The sequence below is a fragment of the Cellulomonas sp. genome (assembly GCF_965229465.1).
GTDB lineage: Bacteria > Actinomycetota > Actinomycetes > Actinomycetales > Cellulomonadaceae > Cellulomonas.
In genome coordinates, this window is record NZ_OZ245882.1 from 4388973 (window position 1) to 4413857 (window position 24885).

The 24885-nt window shown below is 72.2% G+C and carries 22 protein-coding genes; 11 read left to right on the forward strand and 11 right to left on the reverse strand.

The features are described from left to right. Positions 1–6: 6 nt before the first annotated feature. Positions 7–1128, forward strand: a complete 1122-nt coding sequence (locus ACO06A_RS20685; protein ID WP_421734059.1) for a polyprenyl synthetase family protein — start codon at positions 7–9, stop codon at positions 1126–1128. A gap of 5 nt (positions 1129–1133) precedes the next feature. Here the strand turns inward: ACO06A_RS20685 and ACO06A_RS20690 are convergent, their stop codons facing one another. Then, complete coding sequence (locus tag ACO06A_RS20690) at positions 1134–1547, reverse strand: Rv2175c family DNA-binding protein (RefSeq protein WP_421734060.1); 414 nt, start codon at positions 1545–1547, stop codon at positions 1134–1136. Between the two features lie 144 nt (positions 1548–1691). On the opposite strand from ACO06A_RS20690, the gene ACO06A_RS20695 reads away from it, so the two are divergent. Continuing rightward, positions 1692–2855: a LysM peptidoglycan-binding domain-containing protein gene (locus tag ACO06A_RS20695; protein ID WP_421734061.1), complete on the forward strand. Its 1164-nt coding sequence runs from the start codon at positions 1692–1694 to the stop codon at positions 2853–2855. A 48-nt stretch (positions 2856–2903) separates the two neighbouring features. Continuing rightward, positions 2904–4940: a Stk1 family PASTA domain-containing Ser/Thr kinase gene (gene pknB / locus ACO06A_RS20700; RefSeq protein ID WP_421734062.1), complete on the forward strand. Its 2037-nt coding sequence runs from the start codon at positions 2904–2906 to the stop codon at positions 4938–4940. Between the two features lie 53 nt (positions 4941–4993). Here pknB and ACO06A_RS20705 read toward each other — a convergent pair whose 3' ends face one another. The 3 genes from ACO06A_RS20705 to ACO06A_RS20715 all read right to left on the reverse strand — a co-directional run bounded on the left by ACO06A_RS20705 (position 4994) and on the right by ACO06A_RS20715 (position 8443). Beyond that, the gene (locus ACO06A_RS20705) at positions 4994–6346 is read right to left on the reverse strand and encodes a class II 3-deoxy-7-phosphoheptulonate synthase (protein ID WP_421734063.1); all 1353 of its coding nucleotides are present in this window, start codon (positions 6344–6346) and stop codon (positions 4994–4996) included. Next, the gene (locus tag ACO06A_RS20710) at positions 6343–7563 is read right to left on the reverse strand and encodes a pyrophosphate--fructose-6-phosphate 1-phosphotransferase (protein ID WP_421734064.1); all 1221 of its coding nucleotides are present in this window, start codon (positions 7561–7563) and stop codon (positions 6343–6345) included. Before ACO06A_RS20710 ends, ACO06A_RS20705 begins: the two co-directional genes overlap by 4 nt. Positions 7564–7642: 79 nt before the next feature. Further along, positions 7643–8443 carry a lysophospholipid acyltransferase family protein gene (locus tag ACO06A_RS20715; protein ID WP_421734065.1) on the reverse strand — a complete coding sequence of 267 codons (801 nt, stop codon included), beginning with the start codon at positions 8441–8443 and terminating at the stop codon, positions 7643–7645. Positions 8444–8577: 134 nt separating this feature from the next. Between ACO06A_RS20715 and ACO06A_RS20720 the strand changes: the two genes are divergently transcribed. Further along, positions 8578–9216 carry a hypothetical protein gene (locus ACO06A_RS20720; protein ID WP_421734066.1) on the forward strand — a complete coding sequence of 213 codons (639 nt, stop codon included), beginning with the start codon at positions 8578–8580 and terminating at the stop codon, positions 9214–9216. A gap of 17 nt (positions 9217–9233) precedes the next feature. Here the strand turns inward: ACO06A_RS20720 and ACO06A_RS20725 are convergent, their stop codons facing one another. Then, positions 9234–10181, reverse strand: a complete 948-nt coding sequence (locus ACO06A_RS20725; RefSeq protein WP_421734067.1) for an ROK family glucokinase — start codon at positions 10179–10181, stop codon at positions 9234–9236. 211 nt (positions 10182–10392) lie between these two features. On the opposite strand from ACO06A_RS20725, the gene ACO06A_RS20730 reads away from it, so the two are divergent. Continuing rightward, the gene (locus tag ACO06A_RS20730) at positions 10393–12207 is read left to right on the forward strand and encodes an AMP-dependent synthetase/ligase (protein ID WP_421734068.1); all 1815 of its coding nucleotides are present in this window, start codon (positions 10393–10395) and stop codon (positions 12205–12207) included. A 4-nt stretch (positions 12208–12211) separates the two neighbouring features. Here ACO06A_RS20730 and ACO06A_RS20735 read toward each other — a convergent pair whose 3' ends face one another. The 4 genes from ACO06A_RS20735 to ACO06A_RS20750 form a co-directional block, all read right to left on the reverse strand. Then, complete coding sequence (locus tag ACO06A_RS20735) at positions 12212–12466, reverse strand: hypothetical protein (protein WP_421734069.1); 255 nt, start codon at positions 12464–12466, stop codon at positions 12212–12214. Positions 12467–12502: 36 nt separating this feature from the next. Continuing rightward, positions 12503–13789: an NYN domain-containing protein gene (locus ACO06A_RS20740; RefSeq protein WP_421734070.1), complete on the reverse strand. Its 1287-nt coding sequence runs from the start codon at positions 13787–13789 to the stop codon at positions 12503–12505. 94 nt (positions 13790–13883) lie between these two features. Further along, positions 13884–15380 carry an alpha-lytic protease prodomain-containing protein gene (locus ACO06A_RS20745; RefSeq protein ID WP_421734071.1) on the reverse strand — a complete coding sequence of 499 codons (1497 nt, stop codon included), beginning with the start codon at positions 15378–15380 and terminating at the stop codon, positions 13884–13886. Between the two features lie 101 nt (positions 15381–15481). Next, positions 15482–16426: a LysR family transcriptional regulator gene (locus ACO06A_RS20750; RefSeq protein WP_421734072.1), complete on the reverse strand. Its 945-nt coding sequence runs from the start codon at positions 16424–16426 to the stop codon at positions 15482–15484. A gap of 124 nt (positions 16427–16550) precedes the next feature. Between ACO06A_RS20750 and ACO06A_RS20755 the strand changes: the two genes are divergently transcribed. Both ACO06A_RS20755 and ACO06A_RS20760 read left to right on the forward strand, forming a co-directional pair. Then, positions 16551–18464: a DEDD exonuclease domain-containing protein gene (locus ACO06A_RS20755; RefSeq protein WP_421734073.1), complete on the forward strand. Its 1914-nt coding sequence runs from the start codon at positions 16551–16553 to the stop codon at positions 18462–18464. A gap of 8 nt (positions 18465–18472) precedes the next feature. After that, the gene (locus ACO06A_RS20760; RefSeq protein ID WP_175347901.1) at positions 18473–18754 is read left to right on the forward strand and encodes an Lrp/AsnC family transcriptional regulator; all 282 of its coding nucleotides are present in this window, start codon (positions 18473–18475) and stop codon (positions 18752–18754) included. Positions 18755–18786: 32 nt separating this feature from the next. Here the strand turns inward: ACO06A_RS20760 and trpD are convergent, their stop codons facing one another. Together trpD and ACO06A_RS20770 are read right to left on the reverse strand one after the other, a co-directional pair. Beyond that, positions 18787–19854 (reverse strand): anthranilate phosphoribosyltransferase, encoded by a 1068-nt coding sequence (trpD, locus tag ACO06A_RS20765; RefSeq protein WP_421734074.1) that lies wholly within the window; start codon positions 19852–19854, stop codon positions 18787–18789. Further along, entirely contained in the window at positions 19851–20279 is a 429-nt protein-coding gene (locus tag ACO06A_RS20770; RefSeq protein WP_421734075.1) for a hypothetical protein, read from the reverse strand. The genes trpD and ACO06A_RS20770 overlap by 4 nt, the downstream gene beginning before the upstream one ends. A 288-nt stretch (positions 20280–20567) precedes the next feature. Here ACO06A_RS20770 and ACO06A_RS20775 point away from each other — a divergent pair, with 288 nt between their 5' ends. The 4 genes from ACO06A_RS20775 (at position 20568) to ACO06A_RS20790 (ending at position 24835) form a co-directional block, all read left to right on the forward strand. Further along, entirely contained in the window at positions 20568–21215 is a 648-nt protein-coding gene (locus ACO06A_RS20775) for a cytochrome c oxidase subunit 3 (protein ID WP_175347904.1), read from the forward strand. A gap of 67 nt (positions 21216–21282) precedes the next feature. Then, on the forward strand, positions 21283–22068 hold the full coding sequence (locus tag ACO06A_RS20780) for a c-type cytochrome (RefSeq protein WP_421734076.1): 786 nt from the start codon (positions 21283–21285) through the stop codon (positions 22066–22068). Further along, the gene (locus tag ACO06A_RS20785) at positions 22065–23102 is read left to right on the forward strand and encodes a Rieske 2Fe-2S domain-containing protein (RefSeq protein ID WP_421734077.1); all 1038 of its coding nucleotides are present in this window, start codon (positions 22065–22067) and stop codon (positions 23100–23102) included. The genes ACO06A_RS20780 and ACO06A_RS20785 overlap by 4 nt, the downstream gene beginning before the upstream one ends. Continuing rightward, positions 23099–24835, forward strand: coding sequence for a cytochrome b (locus ACO06A_RS20790; RefSeq protein ID WP_421734078.1), 1737 nt, complete (start codon positions 23099–23101; stop codon positions 24833–24835). The genes ACO06A_RS20785 and ACO06A_RS20790 overlap by 4 nt, the downstream gene beginning before the upstream one ends. The last annotated feature ends 50 nt before the right edge of the window (positions 24836–24885 follow it).

The following is a 24885-nucleotide window of genomic DNA, read 5'->3' on the forward strand; positions in this document are numbered from 1 at the left end:
CCCCGCGTGAGCACAGCGACACCGTCCCTCGTCGACGTCGAGGACGTCAGACCGCGTATCGACGCCGTGCTGACCAGCCACGTCGCCCAGCTGCGCACGGTCCTGTCGGCCGCGAGCGACGACGCCGACGTGCTGGCCGACGCGGTGGCGCAGATCCTGACCGGCGGCAAGCGCCTGCGGGCCGCGTTCTGCTACTGGTCCTGGCGTGCGCACGGCGGGGTGCCCGGCACGCCGGAGGCCGAGGCCGTGCTCCGGGTGGGTGCCGCGCTCGAGCTGTTCCAGGCGGCCGCGCTCTTCCACGATGACGTGATGGACGACTCGGACACCCGCCGCGGGTTCCCTGCGGCGCACCGGGCGTTCGCCCAGCTGCACGCCCGGCACGGCCTGACCGGCGACGCCGAGCGGTTCGGGATGTCGGCCGCGATCCTGCTGGGCGACCTCACGCTCATCGCGAGCGAGCAGGAGTTCGCCGGCGCGCTCGGGCAGCAGCCGCGCCGCCGCGCCGAGCGTTCCCGGGCCGTCTTCGACCTGATGCGCACCGAGGTGACGGTGGGCCAGTACCTCGACGTGCTGGCGCAGGCGCTCCCCTGGGGCGACGACCCCGCCGGTGACGAGGTGCGGGCCCGCGAGGTCATCCGCGCCAAGGCGGCCCGCTACAGCGTCGAGCACCCGATCGTCCTGGGCGCTGCGCTGGCCGACGCCGGCGAGGACGAGCTGGACGCCTGCCGCGCCCTGGGCCTGCCGCTCGGGGAGGCGTTCCAGCTGCGCGACGACCTGCTCGGCGTGTTCGGCGACCCGCAGACCACGGGCAAGCCTGCGGGCGACGACCTGCGCGAGGGCAAGCGGACAGTCCTGACGGCCCGAGCGGTCGCCCGCGCCCGGGCTGCCTCCGACGACGCCACGGTGCGGCTGCTGCGCGACCGCCTCGGCGACCGCTCGCTGAGCGAGGCCGACGTGACGGTTCTCGCCGACGCCATCCGGGCCACCGGAGCCCCCGACGACGTCGAGGCGCTCATCGAGGACCTCGCGGACCGCGCGTTCTCGCTGATGGACGCGCGCCCGTGGGCCGATCCGGCGCGTGCTCAGCTCATCGGTCTGGCGCACGCGGCCGTCGACCGCCACGCCTGACCCCGTCAGAGCTCCGCGGCGGCCCGTCGACGGATCTCGGTCTTGCGGCCGGCGCGCAGCGCGTCGATGGGGGTCCCCGGCAGGGACTCGTCGGGCGTGAAGAGCCACTCGATGGCGGCCTCGTCGGTGAACCCGGCGTCGGAGAGCACGGTCAGCGTGCCCTGCAACGAGGCGAGCACCGCCCACGGCAGGTCCGGGTCGCGGTTCGTCGGCTGCGCCGGGTTGGCCAGGTGTCCCGGCACGAGGAAGGCGCCCGGGACGTAGAAGATCCGGGGGTCGCCACGGCGGACACCGATGATCCGGCGCTCCTGCACGATCCGGCGCACCTTGGAGGCGTCGAGGCCGAGCCGGTCGGCGATGTCAGGGACGGTGAGCCACTCGTCGACCAGCCGGTCGAGGGTCTCTGGAGAATCGTTCACCCGACAAGAGTACGCATCCACGAATTACACCTGCGCAATTCACCCGTGCGCTTTCCCCGCGTGCCGTATTCGGATACGTTCGCATTCTGTCACTCCAGTCACACAGGCACCATCCGTTTACTTACGCACCATGAGGTAGGTCCCATGTCGCAGCACGCCACCGCCCGCCGAGTCGCCACCGGAACCGGCGCGACCCTCGCGCTGGCCGTCGTCGGCGTGACCGCGACCGGCGGTGCAGCCCATGCCGACGACGCCTACACGGTCCGTCAGGGCGACACGGTCAGCCACATCGCGACGCGCACCGGCACCACCGTGGCCGCCATCGCGCGGGCCAACTCCCTGGCCGACGCCTCGCGCATCCGCATCGGGCAGGTGCTGTCCATCCCGTCCGGGTCGGCGCCCGCCGCCGCGCCCGCTGCCCCTGCTCCGGCGCCGGCGCCGGCGCCGGCGTCCGGGAGCTACACGGTCGCCTCGGGGGACACGGTCAGCCACATCGCCGCGAAGCTGGGGACCTCCGTGCAGGCGATCGTCTCCGCCAACGGTCTCGACGCGCGCGCCTTCATCCGGGTCGGCCAGACGCTGACGGTCCCGGGCTCCACCGCAGCAGCAGCCGCCGCCGCACCGGCCCCGGCCGCCGTCGCGCAGGCCACCGGCTCCGTCTCCCACACCGTGCGGTCCGGCGAGACGGTCACCGCCATCGCCGCCAAGCACGGTGCCACGGTCGCCGCGGTGATCGCGGCCAACGGGCTGGACGCCCGGGCGCTGATCCGCATCGGGCAGACGCTCACCGTCCCGGTGCCGGCTGCCGCCCCGGCCGCCGCGGCGGTGGGCAACACGTTTGCCGGCCGCACGTACTCCGACTCCGTCGTGGCAGCTGCGAACGCGAACCTCGCCACGCTGCGCAGCACGGGGACGCCCTCGAAGGCGGACATGCAGGCCAAGATCGCCGCGACCGCCCGTGCGATGGGCGTCGACCCGGCGCTCGCCCAGGCGATCGCGTTCCAGGAGTCCGGCTTCAACCACGGCGTGGTCTCCCCCGCCAACGCCATCGGGGCGATGCAGGTGATCCCGACGTCGGGACAGTGGGCGTCGGACCTCGTCGGTCGCCAGCTCAACCTGGTGAACCCCGACGACAACGTCACCGCGGGCGTCGCCATCCTGCGCGCGCTCGTCAGCAACGCCCCCGACGTGCCGACCGCGATCGCCGGCTACTACCAGGGCGCCGCGTCGGTGAAGAAGAACGGGATGTTCGCGGACACGCGGCGCTACGTCGCCAACGTCCAGACGCACATGACGCGCTTCCGCTGAGGTCGCGCCTGCCGCACTCCCGGGGCTCCCGACCGTAGACTCCCTGCCGTGGGAGCCACTATCACCGACCCGTTCGTCGGCCGTCTGGTCGACAGCCGGTACGAGGTCGTGTCCCGCATCGCCCGCGGGGGCATGGCGACCGTCTACCTGGCGGTCGACCGGCGGCTGGACCGCGACGTCGCGCTGAAGGTCATGCACGCGCACCTGGCGGAGGGCACGTCCGGGTCGGACTTCGTCGCCCGTTTCCGGCGCGAGGCCCGCACCGCTGCCCGGCTCACGCACCCCGGCCTGGTCGGGGTGTACGACCAGGGCGTCGACGGCGAGATCAGCTACCTGACCATGGAGTACATCGACGGCTGCAACCTGCGTCGGCACATCGGCGAGCGCGGTGCCCTGACCGTGGCCGACGCGCTCCGGATCGGCGAGAGCGTCCTCGACGCGCTGGCCGCCGCGCACCGCGTCGGCCTGGTGCACCGCGACATCAAGCCCGAGAACGTGCTGCTCGCCTCCGACGGACGCGTGAAGCTCGCGGACTTCGGGCTGGCGCGTGCGGTCACGGAGGTCACCTCGACCACCACGGGGACCGTGCTCGGCACCGTGGCCTACCTCGCCCCGGAGCTGGTCACTCGCGGGCTCAGCGACGCGCGCACCGACGTCTACGCCATCGGCATCCTCCTCTTCGAGATGCTGACCGGCCGGCAGCCCTTCACCGGCGAGACGCCCATCCAGGTGGCGTTCCAGCACGTCAACAACGACGTCCCCGCGCCGTCGGAGCTGGCCGACTGGCTGCCCATCGAGATCGACGACGCCGTCCGCGCGCTCGCCTCGCGCGACCCCGACGACCGCCCGGTCGACGCCGCGGCCGCCCTCACGCTCCTGCGCCGGACGCGCGCCGCCCTGGACGACGAGACGCTGGCCCGGCACGCGGACGTCAGCCCGTCGATCGTGCTCCCCGCGGCGACAGACCCGGCGGAGACCGACCTGGACGCGGAGACCGACCGGCATGACGCTGACGACTCTGACGACGCGCTGGACCTCGACGAGTCGTCGAGCTCCGACCCGGACGAGACGACGCTGATCGAGACGCACGACGCGCGCGGGACGACCGTCGCGCTGCCCATCGGGCTCGGCGTGGCCGCGGAGCTGCTCACCGGCCGCCCGCCGGAGCCGACCCGGAAGCGTCATCGCGTCCGCTGGCTCATCGTGCTCAGCGTCCTCGCCGCACTGGTCGGCGGCGGGACCTGGTGGTACCTCCAGCAGGGACCGGGCGCGTACACGACCGTCCCGACGATCATCGGGCAGGACGCCGAGGAGGCGACCGCGATCCTGGCGCGAGCCGGCCTCGGCGCCGACCCGACGTCCGCCTTCGACGCCGAGGCGCCCGTCGACACGGTCTTCCGGACCGATCCGGGCCAGGGCGACCGCATCCGCAAGGACGGCACCGTCGCGTTCACCGTCTCCAAGGGCCCCGACTACGTGCTGGTGCCCGGGGGTGTCGTCGGCGAGGAGCAGGCGAAGGCCGAGGCCGCGCTGGCGGCCGCGGACCTCGGGGTCGCCTATGCCGAGCCGCAGTTCAGCGACACGGCGGGCCTCGGCTTCGTCATCAGCGCCACCCTCCCCGACGGCACACCCGCAGCGCCAGACGCGCAGACGATCCGCGGCACGACGGTGACGCTCACGCTCTCCAACGGTCCGGCACCGGTCACGATCACGTCGGTCGTCGGCATGAGCGTCGCCGACGCGACGGCCGAGCTCCAGACGGACAACCTCAAGCTGGCCCCGACCGAGGTGTTCAGCGACACCGTGGCGGCCGGGCTGATCATCGACCAGTCCCCCGCAGCCAGCGCCGAGGGCCACCGGGGCGACACCATCGCGGTCAACGTCTCCAAGGGCCCCGAGAACGTCGAGATGCCCAACGTCGTCAGCAAGCAATTCGACGCCGCTAAGGCCCAGCTCGAGAAGCTCGGCCTCACCGTGAAGCGCGAGAACGTGCTCGGTGGGTTCTTCGGGACCGTCCGCGACCAGAGCGCACCCGCGGGTCAGCCCGTGAAGGTCGGCACGGAGATCGTCCTCACCGTCGTCTGAGACGACGCGACCCGGCGCCGCGCGAGGCGGGGCCGGGTCGCGTCCTCCAGAGCTCAGGACGCGCGGAGCAGCTCCACGACCTGGAACGCCATCTCCAGCGACTGCTGGTGGTTCAGGCGCGGGTCCACGAGCGTCTCGTACCGCCGCGCCAGTCCCTCGTCGTCGATCTCCTCGGACCCGCCCAGCACCTCGGTGACGTCGTCACCGGTGAGCTCGATGTGCAGGCCCCCGGGCACGGTGCCGAGTGCGCGGTGCACCTCGAAGAAGCCGGCCACCTCGTCCATCACGTCGGAGAACCGGCGCGTCTTGTAGCCGGAGGCCGAGGTGATCCCGTTGCCGTGCATCGGGTCGCACACCCACGTCACGGGACGACCGTCCGCGGCCACCTTCTCGACGAGCGCGGGCAGGAGGTCGCGGACCTTGCCGGCCCCCATCCGCGTGATGAACGTGATGCGGCCGGCCTCGCCCTGCGGGTTCAGCTTGTCGATGAGTGCCAGCGCGTCGTCGCCCGTGGTCGTCGGACCCAGCTTGATGCCCAGCGGGTTCTGCACGCGGGAGAAGTAGTCCACGTGCGCGCCGCCCAGCTGGCGGGTCCGCTCACCGATCCACACGAAGTGCGCCGAGCAGTCGTACGGGAGCCCGGTCCGTGAGTCGATGCGGGTCAGCGGGCGCTCGTAGTCGAGCAGCAGGCCCTCGTGGCTGGAGAAGAAGTCGACGGACCGCAGGGCGTCGAAGTCGGCGCCGCACGCCGCCATGAACCGGATGGCCCGGTCGATCTCCGCCGCGATCTCCTCGTAGCGCGAGTACGACGGGTTGGCCATGAAGCCGCGGTTCCACTCGTGCACGCGCAGCAGGGACGCGAAGCCACCGGTGGTGAACGCCCGGATCAGGTTCAGCGTCGAGGCGGACGTGTGGTACGCCTCGAGCAGCCTCTGCGGGTCCGGCGTGCGGGCCTCGAGCGTGAACTCGTAGTCGTTGATGATGTCCCCGCGGAACGCCGGCAGGGTGACGCCGTCCCGCGTCTCGGAGTCAGAGCTGCGGGGCTTGGCGTACTGCCCGGCCATCCGGCCCATCTTGATGACGGGCAGGCTCGCGCCGTAGGTCAGCACGACCGCCATCTGGAGGATCGTCTTGATCTTGTTGCGGATGTTGTCCGCCGTCGCCGTGCTGAACGTCTCCGCGCAGTCGCCGCCCTGGAGCAGGAACGCCTCGCCGCGGCCGGCGGCGGCCAGCTGCGCACGCAGGTGGTCGGCCTCGCCCGCGAACACGAGCGGCGGCAGGGTCGACAGCCTCGACGTGACGGCGTCCAGCGCGGTGGCATCCGGCCACTGCGGCTGCTGGAGCGCCCCCATCGACCGCCAGGCGTCGAGCCCCGCGACCACCTGCGGGTCCGGCTCGACGCTCATGAGTGGCTCGCCGGGACGGAGGACTGTCCGATGTCCTCCAGCAGCTCGACGAACCACGGCTGCGACACGTCGAACGCCTTGCCGCCCGCGATGCGCGGGAACTCGATGGCGCGCAGCACGTCGCCCTGCTCCTCGTCGTGACCGATGACGCCGGACTCGCCGCGCAGCGCGGACTCGACGGCCAGGTCGGTCATGGACTTGATGAGGCGCAGGTCCTCGGCGTTCGCCGCGGCGGCGCGCGAGTAGTACCCGGACTTCTGCACCATCGTCTTCTCGGCACCCAGCTTCTCGCCGAACTGCTTGGCGAACCACTGCCCCGGGTTCACGGTGTCCAGCTTGACGTGACCGAACGGGTCGCGCTCCACGGGCGTGCCGGCGGCCTCGAGCTGCTCGACGATCTCGTGCATGCCGGCGCCCTCGGACAGGAAGATGTTGACGTTCCCCTGCTCGTCCATGATCGCCTTGAGGCGCGCGGCCTCGGCGTCGATGTCGAGCGCCAGCTCGGGAACGAAGACGGCGTGGATGTCCCAGCGCTCGCGCGTCAGGCCGATGCCCGGGACCCACTCCTGCGTGTCCAGCCACTTGCGGTACTCGGCGGCCGCGGCGGCGGTGAGCCACCCGCAGTGCCGTCCCATGACCTCGTGCACGATGAGCATGCGGGGGCCGGAGCGGTGCTCGCCGATGATGTTCGCAGCGAACCCGGCGGCCTCCTCGGCGGCGGTCCACGCGCCCAGCGACTGCTTGATGGGCACCACGTCGTTGTCGATCGTCTTGGGCAGGCCGACGACCGTCAGGTCGTAGCCGTTCTCGTGCAGGTAGGCGGCGAGGTCGGCTGCCGTCGTGTTCGTGTCGTCGCCACCGATGGTGTGCAGCACGTCCACGCCGTCGGACTTGAGCTGCTCGGCGGCCACCTTCAGCGGGTCCTGGCCCTCCTGCACGAGGCCGCGCTTGACGCAGTCCTTCGCGTTGGTGAGCTTGACGCGGGAGTTGCCGATGGGCGAGCCGCCGAACCTGTGCAGGATGCCGGCCTTGGCGCGGGTCTCCTCGTCGACGACGATCTTGTCGCCGCGCAGCAGACCGTAGTAGCCGTGCTGGTACGCGATGATCTCGATGTCGGGAGCGATCTCCGTGTACCGCTCGATGAGCCCGCCGACGGCGGACGACAGGCACGGGGCGAAGCCACCTGCGGTCAGGAGGGCGACGCGACGAACCGACATGAGACACACCTCTCGTAGACAACCTTCGGCGCCCGCGACGAGGCGGCGCGCCACGATGCCGGCACCCGGGCCGACCGCGTCATCCTACTGACGTCCCGGACTCCTCCTGCGGCGGTACCGGTACCTGGACGTCCGGGACGGGACGCCCACCCGGCGCGGCGGGCAGGTGGTCGGCCGCGTCGCCTGCCACGGCCGGGTGACCGGTCGCGATGCGGGCCTTCTGGGTCGCCGCATACACGTCGACGTACTCCTGCCCGGACAGGCTCATGATCGCGTACATGATCTCGTCGGTGACCGAGCGCAGGATGAACCGGTCGTTCTCCATGCCCCGGTAGCGGCTGAAGTCGAGGGGCTCGCCGATGACCGTGCCGATGCGCATGACCTTCGGGATCCGCCGTCCGGGCGGCTGCGCCTCGTCCGTGCCCACCATCGCGACCGGGATCACGGGCGCGCCGGACTCCAGCGCGAGACGCGCGATGCCGGTCTTGCCGCGGTACAGCCGGCCGTCCGGGCTGCGGGTGCCCTCGGGGTAGATCCCGAACAGGTCGCCGTCCGACAGCCGTCGCAGCCCGGTGCGCAGGGCGGCCTCACTGGCCTTGCCGCCGCCGCGGTCCACGGGGATGGTGCCGACGCCGCGCATGAAGCCCGCCGTGAGCCGTCCCTTGATGCCGGAGCCGGTGAAGTACTCCTGCTTGCCGATGAACACGATCTCGCGGTCCAGGACGAGCGGCAGGAAGAAGGAGTCGATCACGGCGAGGTGGTTGCTCGCGAGGATCGCGGCGCCCTCCGTCGGCACGTTCTCGGCGCCGCGCACCCACGGCCGGTAGACCAGGTGCAGCAGCGGTCCGACGAAGACCCGCTTCATCAACCAGTAGAACAACGGTTCACCTCTCGACCCGACCCACGGACTGTCCGCCCACCCGAGCCCTGCGCTCGCCCCCCGACGACTCCCTGCGGAAGCCGGGGCCGAGCACCTGCCACCCCGACTACCCGGTCCGACTCTAGAGTGCTCCTATGGCACCTCGCCCCGACGACCCCGACGAGGGGGTCCAGCCGACGGGCGCCGACGAACCGCCGGCCGCCGGTCTGCCTCCAGGCCCGCCCGATCATGCCGCACCGCCGGCACCGACGGACGACGAGGTGTGGGCGGCCATCGTGGCCGACCTCGGTGAGCTCGATGAGCTCGAGGGGGACGAGGACGACCAGGATCCCCCCGCGACGCCCGCCGGGCCGCCGAGCCCGACGACCACCGAGCCGAGCCCGGGTCTCGCGTTCCCCGTGGCTCCGTGGGTGGCCGACCGACGCGTCGTGCGTCCTGCCCAGGAGCCGACGCGCAACCCGGAGCTGAGCGGCCGCGACTGGGACGGCACCTCGCAGATCGACGACGCCGAGGGTGTCGTCGACGCCGACGAGCACTTCGTGCCGCCCGACCCCGGCCCGATCCTCGGCGGCGACCCGCTGCTGACCATGGCCTGGTTCGCCGCCGCCGGCGTGCCGATCTTCCTGCTCGTGGTCCTCGTGGCCTGGCGCGACGCACCGCCCGCGCTCGTCCAGGCCGCGGCCGCCGTGTTCGTCATCGGGGTCGCGGTGCTCCTGTGGCGGATGCCGCACCGCCGTGACCCCAGCGACGACGACACGGGCGCGGTGGTCTGACCGGCGCGCACCCGTCGTCAGCGGCGCGCGAGGTCGGCCGCGCCGACCATCCCCGCGTCGTTGCCCATCGACGCCACGACGATCTTCGCCTCGGGACGGTGACCGCGTCCGGACAGCTGCTCGGCGAACCCGTTGCGGGCCGGCGCGAGCAGCAGGTCTCCCGCGTCCGCCACGCCTCCCCCGACGACGATCAGCGCGGGGTCGAGCAGCGCCGTCGCGGACGCGGCACCCTCGCCCAGCCAGCGGCCCAGCTCCGCGAGCAGCTCGATCGCCAGGGGGTCACCCTCCTGCGCGGCCTGCGTGACCTGCGGACCGTTGAGCTTCTCGACGTCGCCGCCCGCGAGCTCGAGCAGCCGGGTCGCGCGCTCGGGCTGGATGATCACGGTCGCCTGCGCGTCGCGCACCAGGGCGCTGCCCGAGGCGTACTGCTCCCAGCAGCCTTCGTGGCCGCACCCGCAGTAGTGGCCGCCGGGCACCACGCGCATGTGCCCGATCTCGGCCGCGACCCCCCACGCCCCGCGCACGAGCTTGCCGTTGGAGACGATGGCGCCCCCGAGACCGGTGCCGACGGTGAGCATGAGCATGTCGTCCACGTCGCGGGCGGCGCCGAACCGGAACTCCGCCCAGCCGGCGGCGTTGGCGTCGTTCTCGACGACGACCAGCACGTCGTCGTTCTGGAGGATCGCCTGGACCCTCTGGCGCAGCGGGTAGTCGCGCCACGCGATGTTCGGGGCGAACAGGACGGAGGACCGGTCGGCCGAGACGAACCCGGCGGCCGCGACTCCCATGGCACTGACCTCGTAGGAGCCGCTCAGCTCGAGATAGACCTCGGCGATCGCCTTGTCGATACCCGCGACGTCGTCGGGCGACGTCTCACGCCGCGTCTGCGCGAGGATCGTGCCGTCCTCGTCGACGACTCCCGCCGCGATCTTCGTCCCGCCGATGTCGACACCGATGGCGTGCATGTTCGTGTTCGCTCCTACGCGCTCGTACCGTGCTCGCTACCGTCCGGTGCGGGCTTCCACGCTATCCGCCTGCGCGGCCCCCGGCCCACGTACCCGGGCGACCCCGCGACCAGGCCCGCCGCAGAGCGTACCCATTCGGCTGCTGCCCCAAGGGCGACCGAAGTCCCGTATCCTCGGGCCCACACTTCGCCCCCCTGTCACTGGAGCCAGCATGGACGAGTTCCACATCCCGTTGCGCGTCGAGGTCGATCCCTCGAAGAACCTCAACGACCTGCTCGCCGACCGGGTCGGGAGCACGCCCGACAGTGTCCTCGTCGAGCACAAGGCGCAGGAGGGCGGGCCCTGGATCCCCCTGACCTCGCGGGAGTTCGACGCGGAGATCGTCGCCGTGGCCAAGGGCCTCGTCGCACGTGGTGTGCAGCCCGGCGACCGCGTCGGGATCATGTCGCGGACGCGGTACGAGTGGTCGCTGATCGACTGGGCAGTCTGGGCTGCGGGCGCCGTGCCGGTCCCCCTGTACGAGACGTCGTCGGCCGAGCAGGTCCTGTGGATCCTCACCGACGCCGACGTCTCGCTGCTCGTCGTGGAGACCGCCGCCCACGCCGCGGTCGTGGACGAGGTGCGCGCCGACGCGCCGACCCTGCGCGAGGTCCTGATCCTCGACGACGGCGCGATCGACACGATCGTCACCGGCGGTGCCAGCACGCCCGACGAGGAGATCACGCGTCGCCGCGGCCTGGCGGTCCTCGACGACACCGCCACCATCATCTACACGTCGGGCACGACGGGCCGGCCCAAGGGCGTCGAGCTCACGCACGGCAACTTCTACCTGCTCACCGTGAACGCGGTCGAGGACATCAACGAGGTGTTCAGCGAGCCCGGCGCCCGCACCCTGCTGTTCATGCCGCTCGCGCACGTCTTCGCGCGGTTCATCGAGGTGCTCTGCATCCCCGCCGGTGCCGTCCTGGGTCACAGCCCGAGCACGGCGACCCTGATCGACGACCTGGGCTCGTTCCGACCCACGTTCATCCTCGCGGTCCCCCGCGTGTTCGAGAAGGTCTACAACTCGGCCGAGCAGAAGGCCGCGGCGTCGGGCAAGGGCTCCATCTTCCAGCGGGCCGCGAAGACCTCGATCGTCTACTCGCGCGCGCTCGACAACGCCCGCGGCCCGAGCCTGTGGCTGCGCCTCCAGCACAAGGTGGCGGACGTGCTGGTGCTGCACCGCCTGCGCAACGCGCTGGGCGGTCAGGCGCGGTGGGCGGTCTCCGGCGGCGCCCCGCTCGGTGAGCGGCTCGGCCACTTCTACCGTGGTCTCGGCCTCAACGTCCTGGAGGGCTACGGGCTGACCGAGACCACCGCCCCCGCCACGGTGAACCGGCCGGGCCGGGGCACCAAGATCGGCACCGTCGGTCTGCCCCTGCCGGGCAGCGGCGTCCGCATCGCCGCGGACGGCGAGGTCGAGCTCCAGGGCGTGCAGGTGTTCCGGGGCTACCACAACAACGAGGCCGCGACCGCGGAGGCCATGCATGACGGCTGGTTCCGCACCGGTGACCTCGGCTCCCTCGACGACGAGGGCTACCTGCGGATCACCGGTCGCAAGAAGGAGATCATCGTCACGGCCGGTGGCAAGAACGTGGCCCCCGCGGTGCTCGAGGACCGCATCCGCGCGCACCCGCTCATCAGCCAGGTGGTCGTGGTCGGTGACCAGCGCCCGTTCATCGGCGCGCTCATCACGCTCGACCCCGAGGGCGTCCCCGGCTGGCTGTCCGCGCACGGCAAGCCGGCGATGACCCTGGCGGAGGCCGCCAAGGACGCGGACGTCCTGGCGTCGCTGGACAAGGCGGTCGAGAAGGCGAACAAGGCGGTGTCCCGGGCGGAGTCGGTGCGCAAGTACCGGATCCTCGAGTCGGACCTCACCATCGCCAACGGCTACCTGACGCCCAAGCTGAGCATCCGCCGCAACGAGGTGCTCAAGGACTACGCCGGCGAGATCGACAAGCTCTACGAGGGCCCGGCGCGGGACTGACCGCTCACACCGCACGCACCAGGCGCAGGGGCGGGACGAGACCCGACGCCGCGAGCACGCCGATGGCGTGCTGCTCCGCGGCGTCGAGCTCGACCGCCCCTGCGGCATGCTCGGCGAGCTCGGCGTGCTCCGCATGCATGAGATGCATCGCGGGGACCGCCTCGGGCGTCGGCCGGCGCACCGGGATGGTCAGGAAGGTCACGACGCAGTCCGCGCACGCGGCCCCGCGCTCGGTGCAGGTGTCGCAGTCGATGATCATGTCGCGGACGCTAGCCACGACCACCGACAACGACCGTCAGAGGCGCTGGAGACGCGCGACCAGCGTGCTGGACGGCACCACCCACGCGCCCGCGGCCTCGACGTCGCGCACCACCTCCTGGTCGCTGGTCACCACCACGAGCACGCGTCCGGGCGGCTCGGCGTGCACCAGCCTCCTGATGAGGTCGTCTGCGATCTCCCCGACGGCGAACAGGACCCGGACGCCCCGTGCGTACCCGCCGGGCGGGTGCTGCTGACCCTCCTGCCCGTCGAAGCAGCAGGTCACCTCGGCGCCGGTCCGCGCAGCGACCTGGGCGAGCCCGTCGACCAGCCGGCGTCTCTGCTCGGCCAGCGAGAGCTCCCCGAACCCGGACTTCGAGACGTTGTAGCCGTCGACCATCAGGTGCGCCCACGGCTGGCGCAGCAGCTCGTCCAGCAGTGCCGGGTCCTGCGCCGAGCGTCCGCGCGAGCCCGGCCGCGCCGCGGTGCGCTCCGTCGGCGGGCTGACCAGGTCGGCGGGCAGCTCCGCCACCGGTGGCAGCGCGAGCTCGGAACGCAGCCCGCTGGCGGCGTCGACGATCGTGTCGAGCAGCAGCCGCACCCGGACGTCGGCGAGCTTGCGGGCCGCCCGCAGCTCCGCCCGTGCCGCGGTGCGCTCCGCCTGCGCCGACCGCCGCTCCTCGGACGCCTGCCGGAGGTCGTCGGCCGCACGCGCCTGGGCGAGCTCGGCGGTGTCGAGCGCGGCGCGTGCCTCCTCTGCCGCCCGGCGTCCCTCGCTGCGCGCGCGGTCCGCGTCGGACCGCAGCCGGCGCAGCTCGCGCTGGAGCCCGCCGAGCTGCTCCTCGGCGGCGCGCGCCTCGTCCCGCGCCGCCGCGGCGTCGGCCCGGAGCCGGTCCGCCTCCGCCTGCGCGCGCGACAGCCGGGCCTGCGCCTCCGCGCTCACGGTGGCGACCGCAGGCTCCTCGGCCGGGAGCAGGTCACGCCATGGGGCCCCGAGCAGCCAGGCGCCGGTCGCGGCCTGAAGCGACGGCGGGGCGGGTTCCTCGGAGTCGGGTGCCAGGCCGGCGGCCAGCTCGGGGTTCGCCTGCGTCCACACCCGCGCCACCCGCGCCCGGAACGCGTCGTCCTGGAGCGCGTTCCAGAGCGGTCCGGCGCCAGCGGTCGCGCGCCGGCGCGGGGCGAAGCGGTGCACCGCCCGCAGCGACGGCGGCACCTCTACGGGTTCCGTGGCGCCCAGGGCGTCCGCGGCCACCTGCACCAGGGCGGTGCGCAGCGCCGGCGGCACAGCCGTGGCGTCGTCGCCGGTCCCGTCCTCGCCGCTCATGACCAACACCTTAGGTGCCGCGGGCCGGCGACGGCGGGACCCGGCCCGGCACCCACCGCGAGGGTGACCGCCGAGCCGGGCCCGCCGAGCGACGTCAGGGAGTCGTGACCCCCAGGACGTACGCGCCGGAGCCCGAGTACGCGTCGACGACGTACCGGTACGTACCTGCCGTGCCGGAGTAGGTGAACGCCTCGTTGGGCGACGACGTCGTCCCCCGCGCGACCGTCGACCAGACGGTCCCGCTCCGCTTCTGGAGGTACAGATCGAAGTCGGCGCCGGTCGGACCGGCCAGGCAGAGCCGGAACGTCCCGCTGTTCGTGATGCTCACCGAGCCGCCCGCCGGCTGGGCCACGGCCGAGCCGGACGTGAGGGTGCCCTGGTAGCTGGCCGCGTAGCCCGAGCACGACGTCGTCGGGGGCGGGGTGGTGCCCCCACCGCCGGTGGTCAGGGTGAGGCCGTAGGCCGACAGGATCTCGTTCACCGGCTGGAAGTACGTGGTGCCGCCCGAGGTGCAGTTCCCGGACCCGCCGGACGTCACGCCCTGCGCCTGGTTGCCGGCGATGAGCGAACCGCCGGAGTCACCCGGCTCGGCGCACACGTTGGTGCGGATCAGCCCGCTGACCGTGCCCTGCGCGTAGGTCACGCTGGCGCCGCGGGACTGGATCGTCCCGCAGTGCCAGCCGGTGGTCGACCCCGACCGGCAGACGGAGGCGCCGACCGCCGCGTCGGTGGACCCCGCCACGGAGACGCGGGTGCCGTTGTACTGGTTGACCGCGCCGATCGAGGTGTTGCCGGCGGCGGCGCCGACCCACGAGTAGTCGTTGCCCGGAAAGCTCGAGCCGCGGAACGTCCCCGTCGGGGTGGCGGTCGTCGCCCCGGTGGTGCCGCAGTGGCCGGCGGACACGAACCCGCCGGTCACCGAGAACCCGACCGAGCAACGGCTGGTCCCGCCGATCGTGTAGGCGTTGCCGCCGACGATGTCGATGAAGGTCTGGGGGGCCTCGGTGGTCGGCTGGAAGGTCACCGAGTCCGCCGGCACCCCGGCCCGTTCGACGAGCTGGCGCGCCGCCGTCTCCGCACCGTCCCGCACGGAGACGACGACCGAGTTGGTCGTCACGTCGACGTACCAGCTGGGCACGGCCGCGGGCGCCTCGGCGGTGGTCGCGTCGAGCGAGGCCTGCCACTTCTCCAGGTCGGCGAGCGTGTGGTTCACGACCACGGCCTGCGCGCCGGCGGCCTGCACGGTCGAGGCGGCCGCGCCGTCCGCGACGCCGACGTACAGCACGTTCTTGGTGGGATCGATCCAGGCGCCCGCGAACGTGGCGCCCAGGCGCGCCTTCAGGGTGCGCTGCTTGCCGGCGGCGTCCGCCTGGAACGTGAGCCGCTTCGCCGCGGCGGACGGGCTGAGCCCGAGGTCGCGCTCGAGCGCCTTCTGGATCGCGGGGTCGACCTTCTGCTGGATGCCGAGCTCCTGGGGGCTCGTGGATCCGGGGTCGGATGGTGCGGCAGTCGATCCGACCGCCAGCGGTCCGGCGAGGAGCGCGCCGGCCGCACACGCCGTCACCGCCGCCCTCCACGTGTATCGCGTCATGTCTGTCGTCCCTCCGTCGTCACATCAGCCGGTAGGCCGACAGTCACACTAGGCGTGACCGCTGTCGAAGAACAGATCACTCGGTGGGCATAGCACCGCGGTTATGCCCTCCCGGCGGCCAACCAGTCGAGGAAACGGGGGCTGCTGCGGCTCACGGCCTCGGCGTGGGCGCGCTGAGCGGCGTCGACGATCCCATCCACCGGCAGGGGCGCCGACTCCTCGTGCCAGCCCACGTGGTGCGCCCACTGCAGGGGTACCCCCGCGAGCGGCACCACGCTGACGCCGGGCGTGTCGGGGAACGTCGGCTGTACCAGGGCGACGCCGTGCCCGGCGCGGACCAGGTCGACGCACGCGGCCCGGTCGGCCTCGCTCACCTTGCCTGGCGTGAACCCTGCGCGGGCGCACGCGGTGACGAAGCACCGCTGGAAGCACCCGGCGCCGGACACCCCCAGCCAGTCGACGTCCGCGAGATCGGTGAGCGTGACCACCGCCCGGGTGGCCAGCGGATGGTCGTCCGGGACGAGCACGAAGACGGGGTCGGTGCTCACCCTCCACCACCGGACGCCCCCGGCCGTCGGCGGCGACGCGTTCCCGCACATGCCGACCAGCGCGACGTCGAGGGTCTGCGCCCCCAGCTGCGCCGACACGGCGTCGACGTCCGGCATGGTGACGCTCGTGACCTCGGCGTGCAGGCCGGACACCAGGCGGTTGACGAAGAGGCCACCGAGCGCCGTGGCGGCCGTGCCGACACGCACCGAGCGCGCGCGCAGGTCCCTGCCGGCGACCATCCGGTGCGCGTCGTCGACCAGCGCGGACATGGCCGGGAGCAGCACCTTCGCGCGCCCCAGGACGAGCTCGCCCAGCGCCGTCGGTCGCGCGCCACGCTGGTCGCGCGTGAACACCGCGGCCCCCAACGTGCGGTCGATCCGGTTGAGCTGCGCCGTCAGCGCGGGCTGGGTGAGCCCGAGGGACGCGGCCGCACGAGTCACCGATCCGTGTTCCGCGACGGTGACGATCAGCCGGAGGTGGCGCAGCTCGAGCTCCATCCGCCGAAACTATCGACCCGCCGCGCCGGTGGGGAGACGTGCGGCCCGGTCGCGACGCACCGGCGCTGGAGCCAGGCCGTGTCGGTGGCCATGGGTGTCGGTGGCCATGGGTACCGTCCGAGCCATGTCCTCCGTCCGCCGCCTGCGCCCCGTCTGGGCGGACGCCACCCCGGACCCGGCCGGGCGCCCGGTGCAGCTGAGCCTCGACGACCTGGGCACCCCGCTTTCGGACGTCACGTTCGTCGTCGTGGACCTGGAGACCACGGGCGGCACCCCCGCGGACTGCGCCATCACCGAGATCGGCGCGGTCAAGGTGCGTGGCGGCGAGGTGCTGGGCGAGTTCCAGACGCTCGTGGACCCGGGCGGTCCGGTGCCGGCCTTCATCCAGGTGCTCACCGGCATCACCACGACGATGCTCATCGGGGCGCCGCCCATCGAGGAGGTGCTGCCCAGCTTCCTCGAGTTCTCCCGCGGTTCCGTGCTCGTGGCGCACAACGCACCGTTCGACGTCGGCTTCCTGAAGGCGGCCGCCGCACGCACCGGTCATGCCTGGCCGGGCAACAAGGTGGTGGACACCGTCCGGCTCGCACGCCGTGTCGTCACCCGCGACGAGGCCCCCAACCACAAGCTGTCCACCCTCGCCAACCTGTTCCACGCGACCGTCACGCCCAACCACCGCGCGCTCTCCGACGCCCGCGCCACGGTGGACGTGCTGCACGCGCTGCTCTCCCGCCTGGCGCCCCTGGGCATCACGCACCTCGAGGACCTCGCCACCGCCACGGACCCGGTGCCGGAGGACGTGCGCCGCAAGCGCACCCTCGCGGACGGTCTGCCCGACGGCCCGGGGGTGTACCTGTTCCGCGGCCCGGGCGACGAGGTCCTCTACGTCGGCACGTCCACGACCTCGCTGCGTCAGCGCGTCCGGTCCTACTTCACCTCGGCGGAGAAGCGCGGCCGGATGATCGAGATGGTCCGCGTCGCCCAGCGCGTCGACCCGATCCCGTGCGCGACGCCGCTGGAGGCCCGCGTCCGCGAGCTTCGACTCATCGCCGCCCACTCCCCCCGGTACAACCGGCGGTCCCGGTTCCCCGAGCGCATGCCCTGGGTCCGGCTGACGTCCGAGCCGTACCCGCGGCTGTCCGTGGTCCGCGAGGTCAAGGACGGCGACGGCGCGACGTACATCGGACCGTTCTCCTCGGCCTCCACGGCCCAGCTGGCCGTCGAGGCCCTGCACGAGACGTTCCCGATCCGGCAGTGCACCCGCAAGCTCCCCCTGGTGGCCCCGGCGGGCTCGTCGGCGTGCGTGCTGGCCGAGATGGGCAAGTGCGGTGCTCCCTGCACCGGTCACCAGGGCCCCGAAGGCTACGCGGAGGTCGTCGACCGCGTCCGGCACGCGATGGTCGCGGACGCCGCACCGGTGGTCGAGGCGCACGCCGACCGGATCGCGTGGCTGGTCGCCCAGGAACGGTTCGAGGAGGCGGCCACCGTGCGGGACCGGCTCGGTGGCTTCCTGCGGGGGGCGTCGCGGGCGCAGCGGTTCGCGCCGCTGGCCACGTGCGCGGAGCTCGTCGCCGCGCGGCGCTCCGACGACGGCGGGTGGGAGCTGGTCCTCGTCCGCTTCGGGCGCCTCGCCGGGACCGCGCGGGTCGACCGGCGCACCGATCCACGGCCGGCGATCGCCACCCTCCAGTCCACGGGCGAGCAGGTCGAGCCGGGTGTCGCCCCGTCCACCGCGGCGCACCCGGAGGAGACCGACCTGATCCTCGCGTGGCTGGGCAAGCCCGGGGTTCGCCTCGTCGCGGTCGACGTTCCGTGGGCGTGCCCGGTGCGGTCGGCCGAGGGGCTGGGCGACCCGGCGACCGCCGTCGCGGCGCTGGTCAGGCCCCGCCTCGCCCCGGACGACGGTGCACCGGTGGTGCAGCTGTCGCGACCGGGCACGGAACGCGAGCTAGACGTCGCGGAGGCGCGCCCCGTGACCCTGGAGCTCGACGACGCCCGGGTCATCCCGTTCAGCATCCGCCCGCCTCGCACGGCATGATGGCGAGCATGCTGACCGCCATCGTGCTCATCGACTCGGACGCCGCGCGGATCCCGGAGGTCGCCGCCGCGATCGCCGACCTGCCCGGCGTCAGTGAGGTCTACTCCGTGACCGGAGAGGTCGACCTCATCGCCATGGTGCGGGTCCGTGAGCACGACGACCTCGCCGACGTCATCGCGGACAAGGTGAGCAAGATCGAGGGCGTCATCCGCACCCAGACGTACATCGCCTTCCGCACGTACAGCCAGCACGACCTGGAACAAGCCTTCGCCCTCGGGCTCGAGGACTGACCTGGAGCGCAGCGCAGGCTGAGGAGCCCCGCTCAGCGCGCGCTCGCCGCGCGCCAGCGCGCCAGCACGTCCGCCGCAGCCCCGCTGTCGAGCGACTCCCGCGCGTGCACGCTCCCCGCAACCAGGCGCTCCACGAGCGTCCCGTCCGCGGTCCCGGGCAGCGTGCCGTCGGCCACGAGCGCTGCGGCCACGTTCAGCACGACGGTCTCGCGCACCGCGCCACCCTCCCCGCCGAGCAGCCGCCGCGCGACGTCGGCGTTGTAGTCGGCCTTCGCCCCGCGCAGCGAGTCGAGCGCGATGCGCGGCACGCCGAGGTCGGCCTCCCAGTCGATGACGGACTCGGAAACCTCCCCGTCGCGCACCTCCCACAGTCGCGTGGGACCGGTCGGGGCGATCTCGTCGAGGCCGTCTTCGCCCCGGAACACCACGGCGCTGGCCCCGCGCTGGGCGAGGACCCCCGCCATGAGAGGCGCCATCCGCGAGTCCGCGACGCCGATCGCCGCGGAGCCCGGCTGGGCCGGGTTGGTGAGCGGACCGAGGAAGTTGAACGCCGTGCCGACGCCGAGCTCGGTGCGCGCGGCCGCGGTGTGGCGGAAGGAGGGGTGGAACACCTGGGCGAAGCAGAAGGTGATCCCGACCTCGGAGGCGAGCTCCGCGACGCGCGCCGGCGGGTGGTCGAGGCGGATGCCCAGCTCCTCGAGCACGTCGGCGGACCCGGACGACGACGACGCGGCCCGGTTGCCGTGCTTGACCACGGTGATCCCCGCGCCCGCGATGACGAGCGCGGACATGGTCGAGATGTTCACGGTGTGCGAGCGGTCACCGCCCGTTCCGACGATGTCGAGCGTGCGCCCGGGGACCTCGATCCGGATCGCGTGGGCGAGCATCGTGTCGGCGAGACCCATGAGCTCGTCGACCGACTCGCCCTTCGTCTTCAGGCCGATGAGGAACGCGGCCACCTTGGGCGTCGAGGCCGCGCCGCTCATGATCTCGGACATCGCCCACGACGTCTGCGCGATCGTGAGGTCCCGCCGGGCGGTGAGCGTCGCGAACAGGTCGGGCCACGTGGGCCCTGCCGGACCGGCTGACGCTTGCGTCATCGGGTGACGGCCTGCGCCTCGACGATCGCCGCGACCGCACCGTGCAGCTCGACCGGGTCCAGCGGCCGGCTGACGACGGCGTCCGCGTTCGACCAGGACGCGAGCCAGGCGTCCTGCGGGCGCCCGGTGAGCACGAGCGTCGGCGGGCACCGGAAGATCTCGTCCTTGAGCTGGCGCGCGAGCCCGAGGCCGCCCACCTTGTCCGCCTCACCGTCCAGGATCAGCAGGTCCAGCCCGCCCGACTCCGTCTGCGCGATGACGGCGGCGGCGGTGGCCACCTCGACCCACTCGATGTCGGGCGCGCCGCGCCGGAGCCGACGGCCGACCGCGAGCCGCACCTGCGCGCGGGCGTCGACGTCGTCGCTGTACAGCAGGATCCGCGGTCCGGGGGTGCCGGCTGCGTTGTCGGGGTGCGCCGTGCTCATGGAAGTCCCTCACTCGTCGTCGACGTGCGTCCGACGGGAATTCTGGCACGGGTGGTCGCGACTCGGTGGGCGGGCCCGCCACGGCTTCCCCGGCGCATAGCACGGGGGCCGCGACGCGCCGCACGCCGCGACGCGTGCAGACGCTCGTCCGTGCCCGCCGACCCGCGCCAGATCGGGGTGATCTCCGGCCGCGGGCTCGGGCGGGACGGCTCGGATCCTGACGGTGTGACATTTACCTGTGGCCACGCTGAGGGCCTAACGTCCCATGCGGGGGCGTCATCAGCCATAATGACGATCGTGTCGACCGCAACGGCTGCCCCGCGCACCAGCCCCCACGTGAGCGTCAACCGACCGAACCCCGTGTCGGTAGGGACGATCGTCTGGCTGGCCAGCGAGCTCATGTTCTTCGCCGGCCTCTTCGCCATGTACTTCACGCTGCGTGGCGCAGCGCCGGAGGCCTGGGCGGAGAACACCCCGAAGCTCAACATCACCTTCGCCGCGATCAACACCACGGTGCTGGTCCTGTCGTCGGTCACGTGCCAGATGGGTGTGTGGGCCGCCGAGCGGTTCCAGCCCGTCCGCACCGGCTCCCTGCTCCAGGTGAACCGCTGGGGCATGAACGAGTGGATGTCCCTGACGTACCTCATGGGTGCCTTCTTCATCGGCGGCCAGATCTTCGAGTACGCCGAGCTCGTGCACGAGGGCCTGACCATCGCGTCGAGCCCCTACGGCTCGGTCTTCTACCTGACGACCGGCTTCCACGGTCTGCACGTCGTCGGCGGCCTGCTCGCCTTCCTGTTCCTGCTCGGCCGCTCGTTCAGCGCCAAGCGGTTCGGCCACCACGAGGCCACGTCCGCGATCGTGACGTCGTACTACTGGCACTTCGTCGACGTCGTGTGGATCGCGCTCTTCGCGGTGATCTACCTCCTGAAGTAGCGGGCCGCCGGGCCACAACCCGCCTGTCCCAGACCCCCATCCCCACGTGCGAGACGAGGATCGATCCGTGAAGGCACTCGCAGCCCGCAGGCAGGATCGGCGTGCGCCGATCGTGCTGCTCCTGCTGGCGCTGCTGCTCACCGGTGGCCTGTACGCGGTGCTGGCACCGACGTCGGCCGACGCGGTGCCCGTGAAGGCGAGCACCAACGACATCGCGACCGGCGAGAAGCTGTTCCAGGCCAACTGCGCCACCTGCCACGGACCTTCCGCGTCCGGCACGGCGAGCGGCCCGTCCCTCATCGGTGTGGGCGCGGCGGCCGTCGACTTCCAAGTGGGCACGGGTCGCATGCCCATGCAGATGAACGGCCCCCAGGCCCAGGTCAAGCCCGTGCAGTTCGACCAGGACCAGATCAACCAGCTCGCCGCGTTCGTCGCGTCGCTCGGCGCCGGTCCCGCGATCCCCACGGCGGAGCAGGTGGACCCGGCCCTCGGCAACGTGGCCAACGGCATGCTCATCTTCCGCACCAACTGCGCGATGTGCCACAACGCGGTCGGCGCGGGCGGCGCCCTCTCGCAGGGCAAGTTCGCTCCCAACCTCTGGGCGACCACGCCCACCCACCTGTACGAGGCCATGCTGACCGGCCCGCAGTCGATGCCCGTGTTCAACGACGCGAACATCACGCCCGAGGAGAAGCGCGACATCATCGCGTTCATCGACCAGCAGGGCGGCACCTCGCCCGGCGGGCTGGACCTCGGCGCCCTCGGTCCGGTGAGCGAGGGCCTGTGGGCCTGGGTCGTCGGCATGGGTCTGCTCATCGGCGCAGCAGTCTGGATCGGAGCGAAGTCCTCGTGACCAACCACGACACGGGCCACGAGGCCGGCAACGAGATCGTCACGCAGGCGCCGGGCGCGCTGCCTGACAAGTTCGCGGACCCGGGCCACCCGGAGCACCACGACCGTCTGGGCGACAACGACCCCAAGGCGAACAAGAAGGCCGAGCGGCAGGTCGTCGTCCTCTTCGCCATCTCCGTGCTCGCCACGCTCGGCTTCCTGGTCGCCTACTTCGCGCTGCCCCCGGGCGACTCGCCGGAGTCGATGCTGCGCTCGAACCTCGCGCTGGGGCTCGGCCTCGCGCTCTCCCTGCTGGGCATCGGTTTCGCCGCCGTCCACTGGGCCAAGGCGCTGATGAACGACCACGAGAAGTCCGAGGAGCGGCACGTCCAGCGCAGCTCCGACGACAACCGCGCCGGAGCGGTCGCCGCCCTCAAGGACGGCGCCGCGGACTCGGCAATCGGCCGGCGCGGCGTGCTCCAGGGCGCCATGATCTCCGCGCTCGCGCTCTTCCCGCTGGCGATCGTCGTGCCGATCGTCGGCAACGTCGGCGGCGACTGGAACGTCTCCAAGTTCCGCCACACGCTCTGGAAGAAGGGCACCAAGCTCGCGACGGACCCGTCGGGCCGGCCCATCAAGGCCGCCGACGTGACCATCGGCTCGGTGTTCCACGTCATCCCCGAGGGCCTCGAGGAGGCGGAGCACCCGCTGGACGAGAAGGCCAAGGCCGTCGTCCTGCTGGTCCGGCTCGACCCGGCCGACCTCAACGAGGCCGAGGACCGCAAGGGATGGTCCTACGACGGGATCGTCGCCTACTCCAAGATCTGCACCCACGTGGGTTGTCCGGTCGCGCTGTACGAGCAGCAGACCCACCACCTCCTGTGCCCGTGCCACCAGTCGACGTTCGACGTGGCCAACGGCGCGCGGGTCGTGTTCGGACCGGCGAAGCGGCCCCTGCCGCAGCTGCCGATCACCATCGACGACGAGGGCTACCTGATCGCGCAGAGCGACTTCAACGAGCCCGTCGGCCCGAGCTACTGGGAGCGTCTGAAGTGACGACGACAGCGACCCCCACCCCCGTCGAGAAGCTCGCCGCGGGTACAGCGGACTATCTGGACCAGCGCACCGGCATCGGGACCTTCGTCAAGACGTTCGCGCGCAAGATCTTCCCCGACCACTGGTCGTTCCTGCTCGGTGAGATCGCCCTTTTCAGCTTCATCACGATCCTGATCTCCGGCGTCTTCCTCACGCTCTTCTTCGTGCCGAGCATGAACGAGGTCCACTACGACGGGCCGTGGGAGGCCATGCAGGGCGTCCAGATGTCCGAGGCGTTCGCCTCGACGCTGCGGCTCTCGTTCGAGGTGCGCGGTGGCCTGCTGATGCGGCAGATCCACCACTGGGCAGCCCTGATCTTCATGGCCGCGATCGTGACGCACATGATGCGTGTGTTCTTCACCGGCGCATTCCGCAAGCCGCGCGAGGTCAACTGGGTGGTCGGCTTCCTGCTGCTCATCCTCGGTCTGGCCGCCGGCTTCTCCGGCTACTCGCTCCCCGACGACGTGCTCTCCGGCAACGGCCTGCGCATCACCGACGGCGTCGTGCGGTCCATCCCGATCATCGGCAGCTACACGTCGTACTTCCTGTTCGGCGGCGAGTTCCCGGGCCAGGCGCTCATCCCGCGCCTGTTCACGGTGCACATCCTCCTGGTGCCCGGGATCATCCTGGCGCTCATCGGCCTGCACCTGTTCTTCGTCGTGCTGCACAAGCACACGCAGTACCCCGGGTCCGGCCGGACGGACAAGAACGTCGTCGGCTACCCGCTCTTCCCCATCTACGTGGCGAAGGCCGGCGGCTACTTCTTCACCGTGTTCGGTGTCATCGCGCTCATGGCGGCGACGATGTCGATCAACCCGGTCTGGAACTACGGGCCCTACGACCCCTCACCGGTGTCCGCAGGAGCCCAGCCCGACTGGTACATGCTGTTCCTCGAGGGATCGCTGCGCCTGATGCCCGGGTTCACGGAGTTCGTGGTCCTCGGCTTCACGGTGTCGCTCAACGTGCTCATCCCCGCGATGGTGGTGCCGGGCATCCTGTTCACGCTGCTGGCCGCGTACCCGTTCATCGAGGCGTTCGCGACCGGCGACAAGCGTGAGCACCACGTGCTCGACCGCCCGCGCAACCGCCCGTTCCGTACGGCCTTCGGTGTCTCGCTGCTGACCGCGTTCTTCATCCTCGTCCTGGCCGGGTCCAACGACCTGATCGCGACGCACTTCCGCCTGTCGATCAACGACATCACGTGGGTGTTCCGCGTGCTGATCTTCGTCGGTCCGTGGTTCGCGTTCTGGGTGACCAAGCGCATCTGCCTCGGTCTCCAGCGCAGGGACCGCGAGCTGGTCCTGCACGGGCACGAGACCGGCCGGATCGTGCGGTTCGCCAACGGTGAGTACATCGAGGTGCACAAGCCGCTGGACGCCCACGAGCGCTGGTTGCGCGTGCAGCACGACGCCATCCGCCCGCTGGAGATCGAACCGGCGGAGGACTCCCGTGGCGTGCGGCGCAAGGGCTACGCGCTCGACCGAATGCGGCAGCGCCTCTCGCAGACGTTCTACGAGGACCGGATCGAGCCCGTCACGCCCGCGGAGCTGGCAGCCTCGCACTCGCACGGCGAGCACGACGCCGTGGGCGCGACCGACGAGCACGCCCCGGCAGCTCTGACCGGCGCGGTCGGTGGCGGGCAGCACCTGGTGGATCCGCAGGATGAGACGACGCCCGACGGGCGGAATCGCTGATCCTGGGCAAGAGTTGACCGTGGAGTCGGGCGACCCGCCGTCACGGCGGG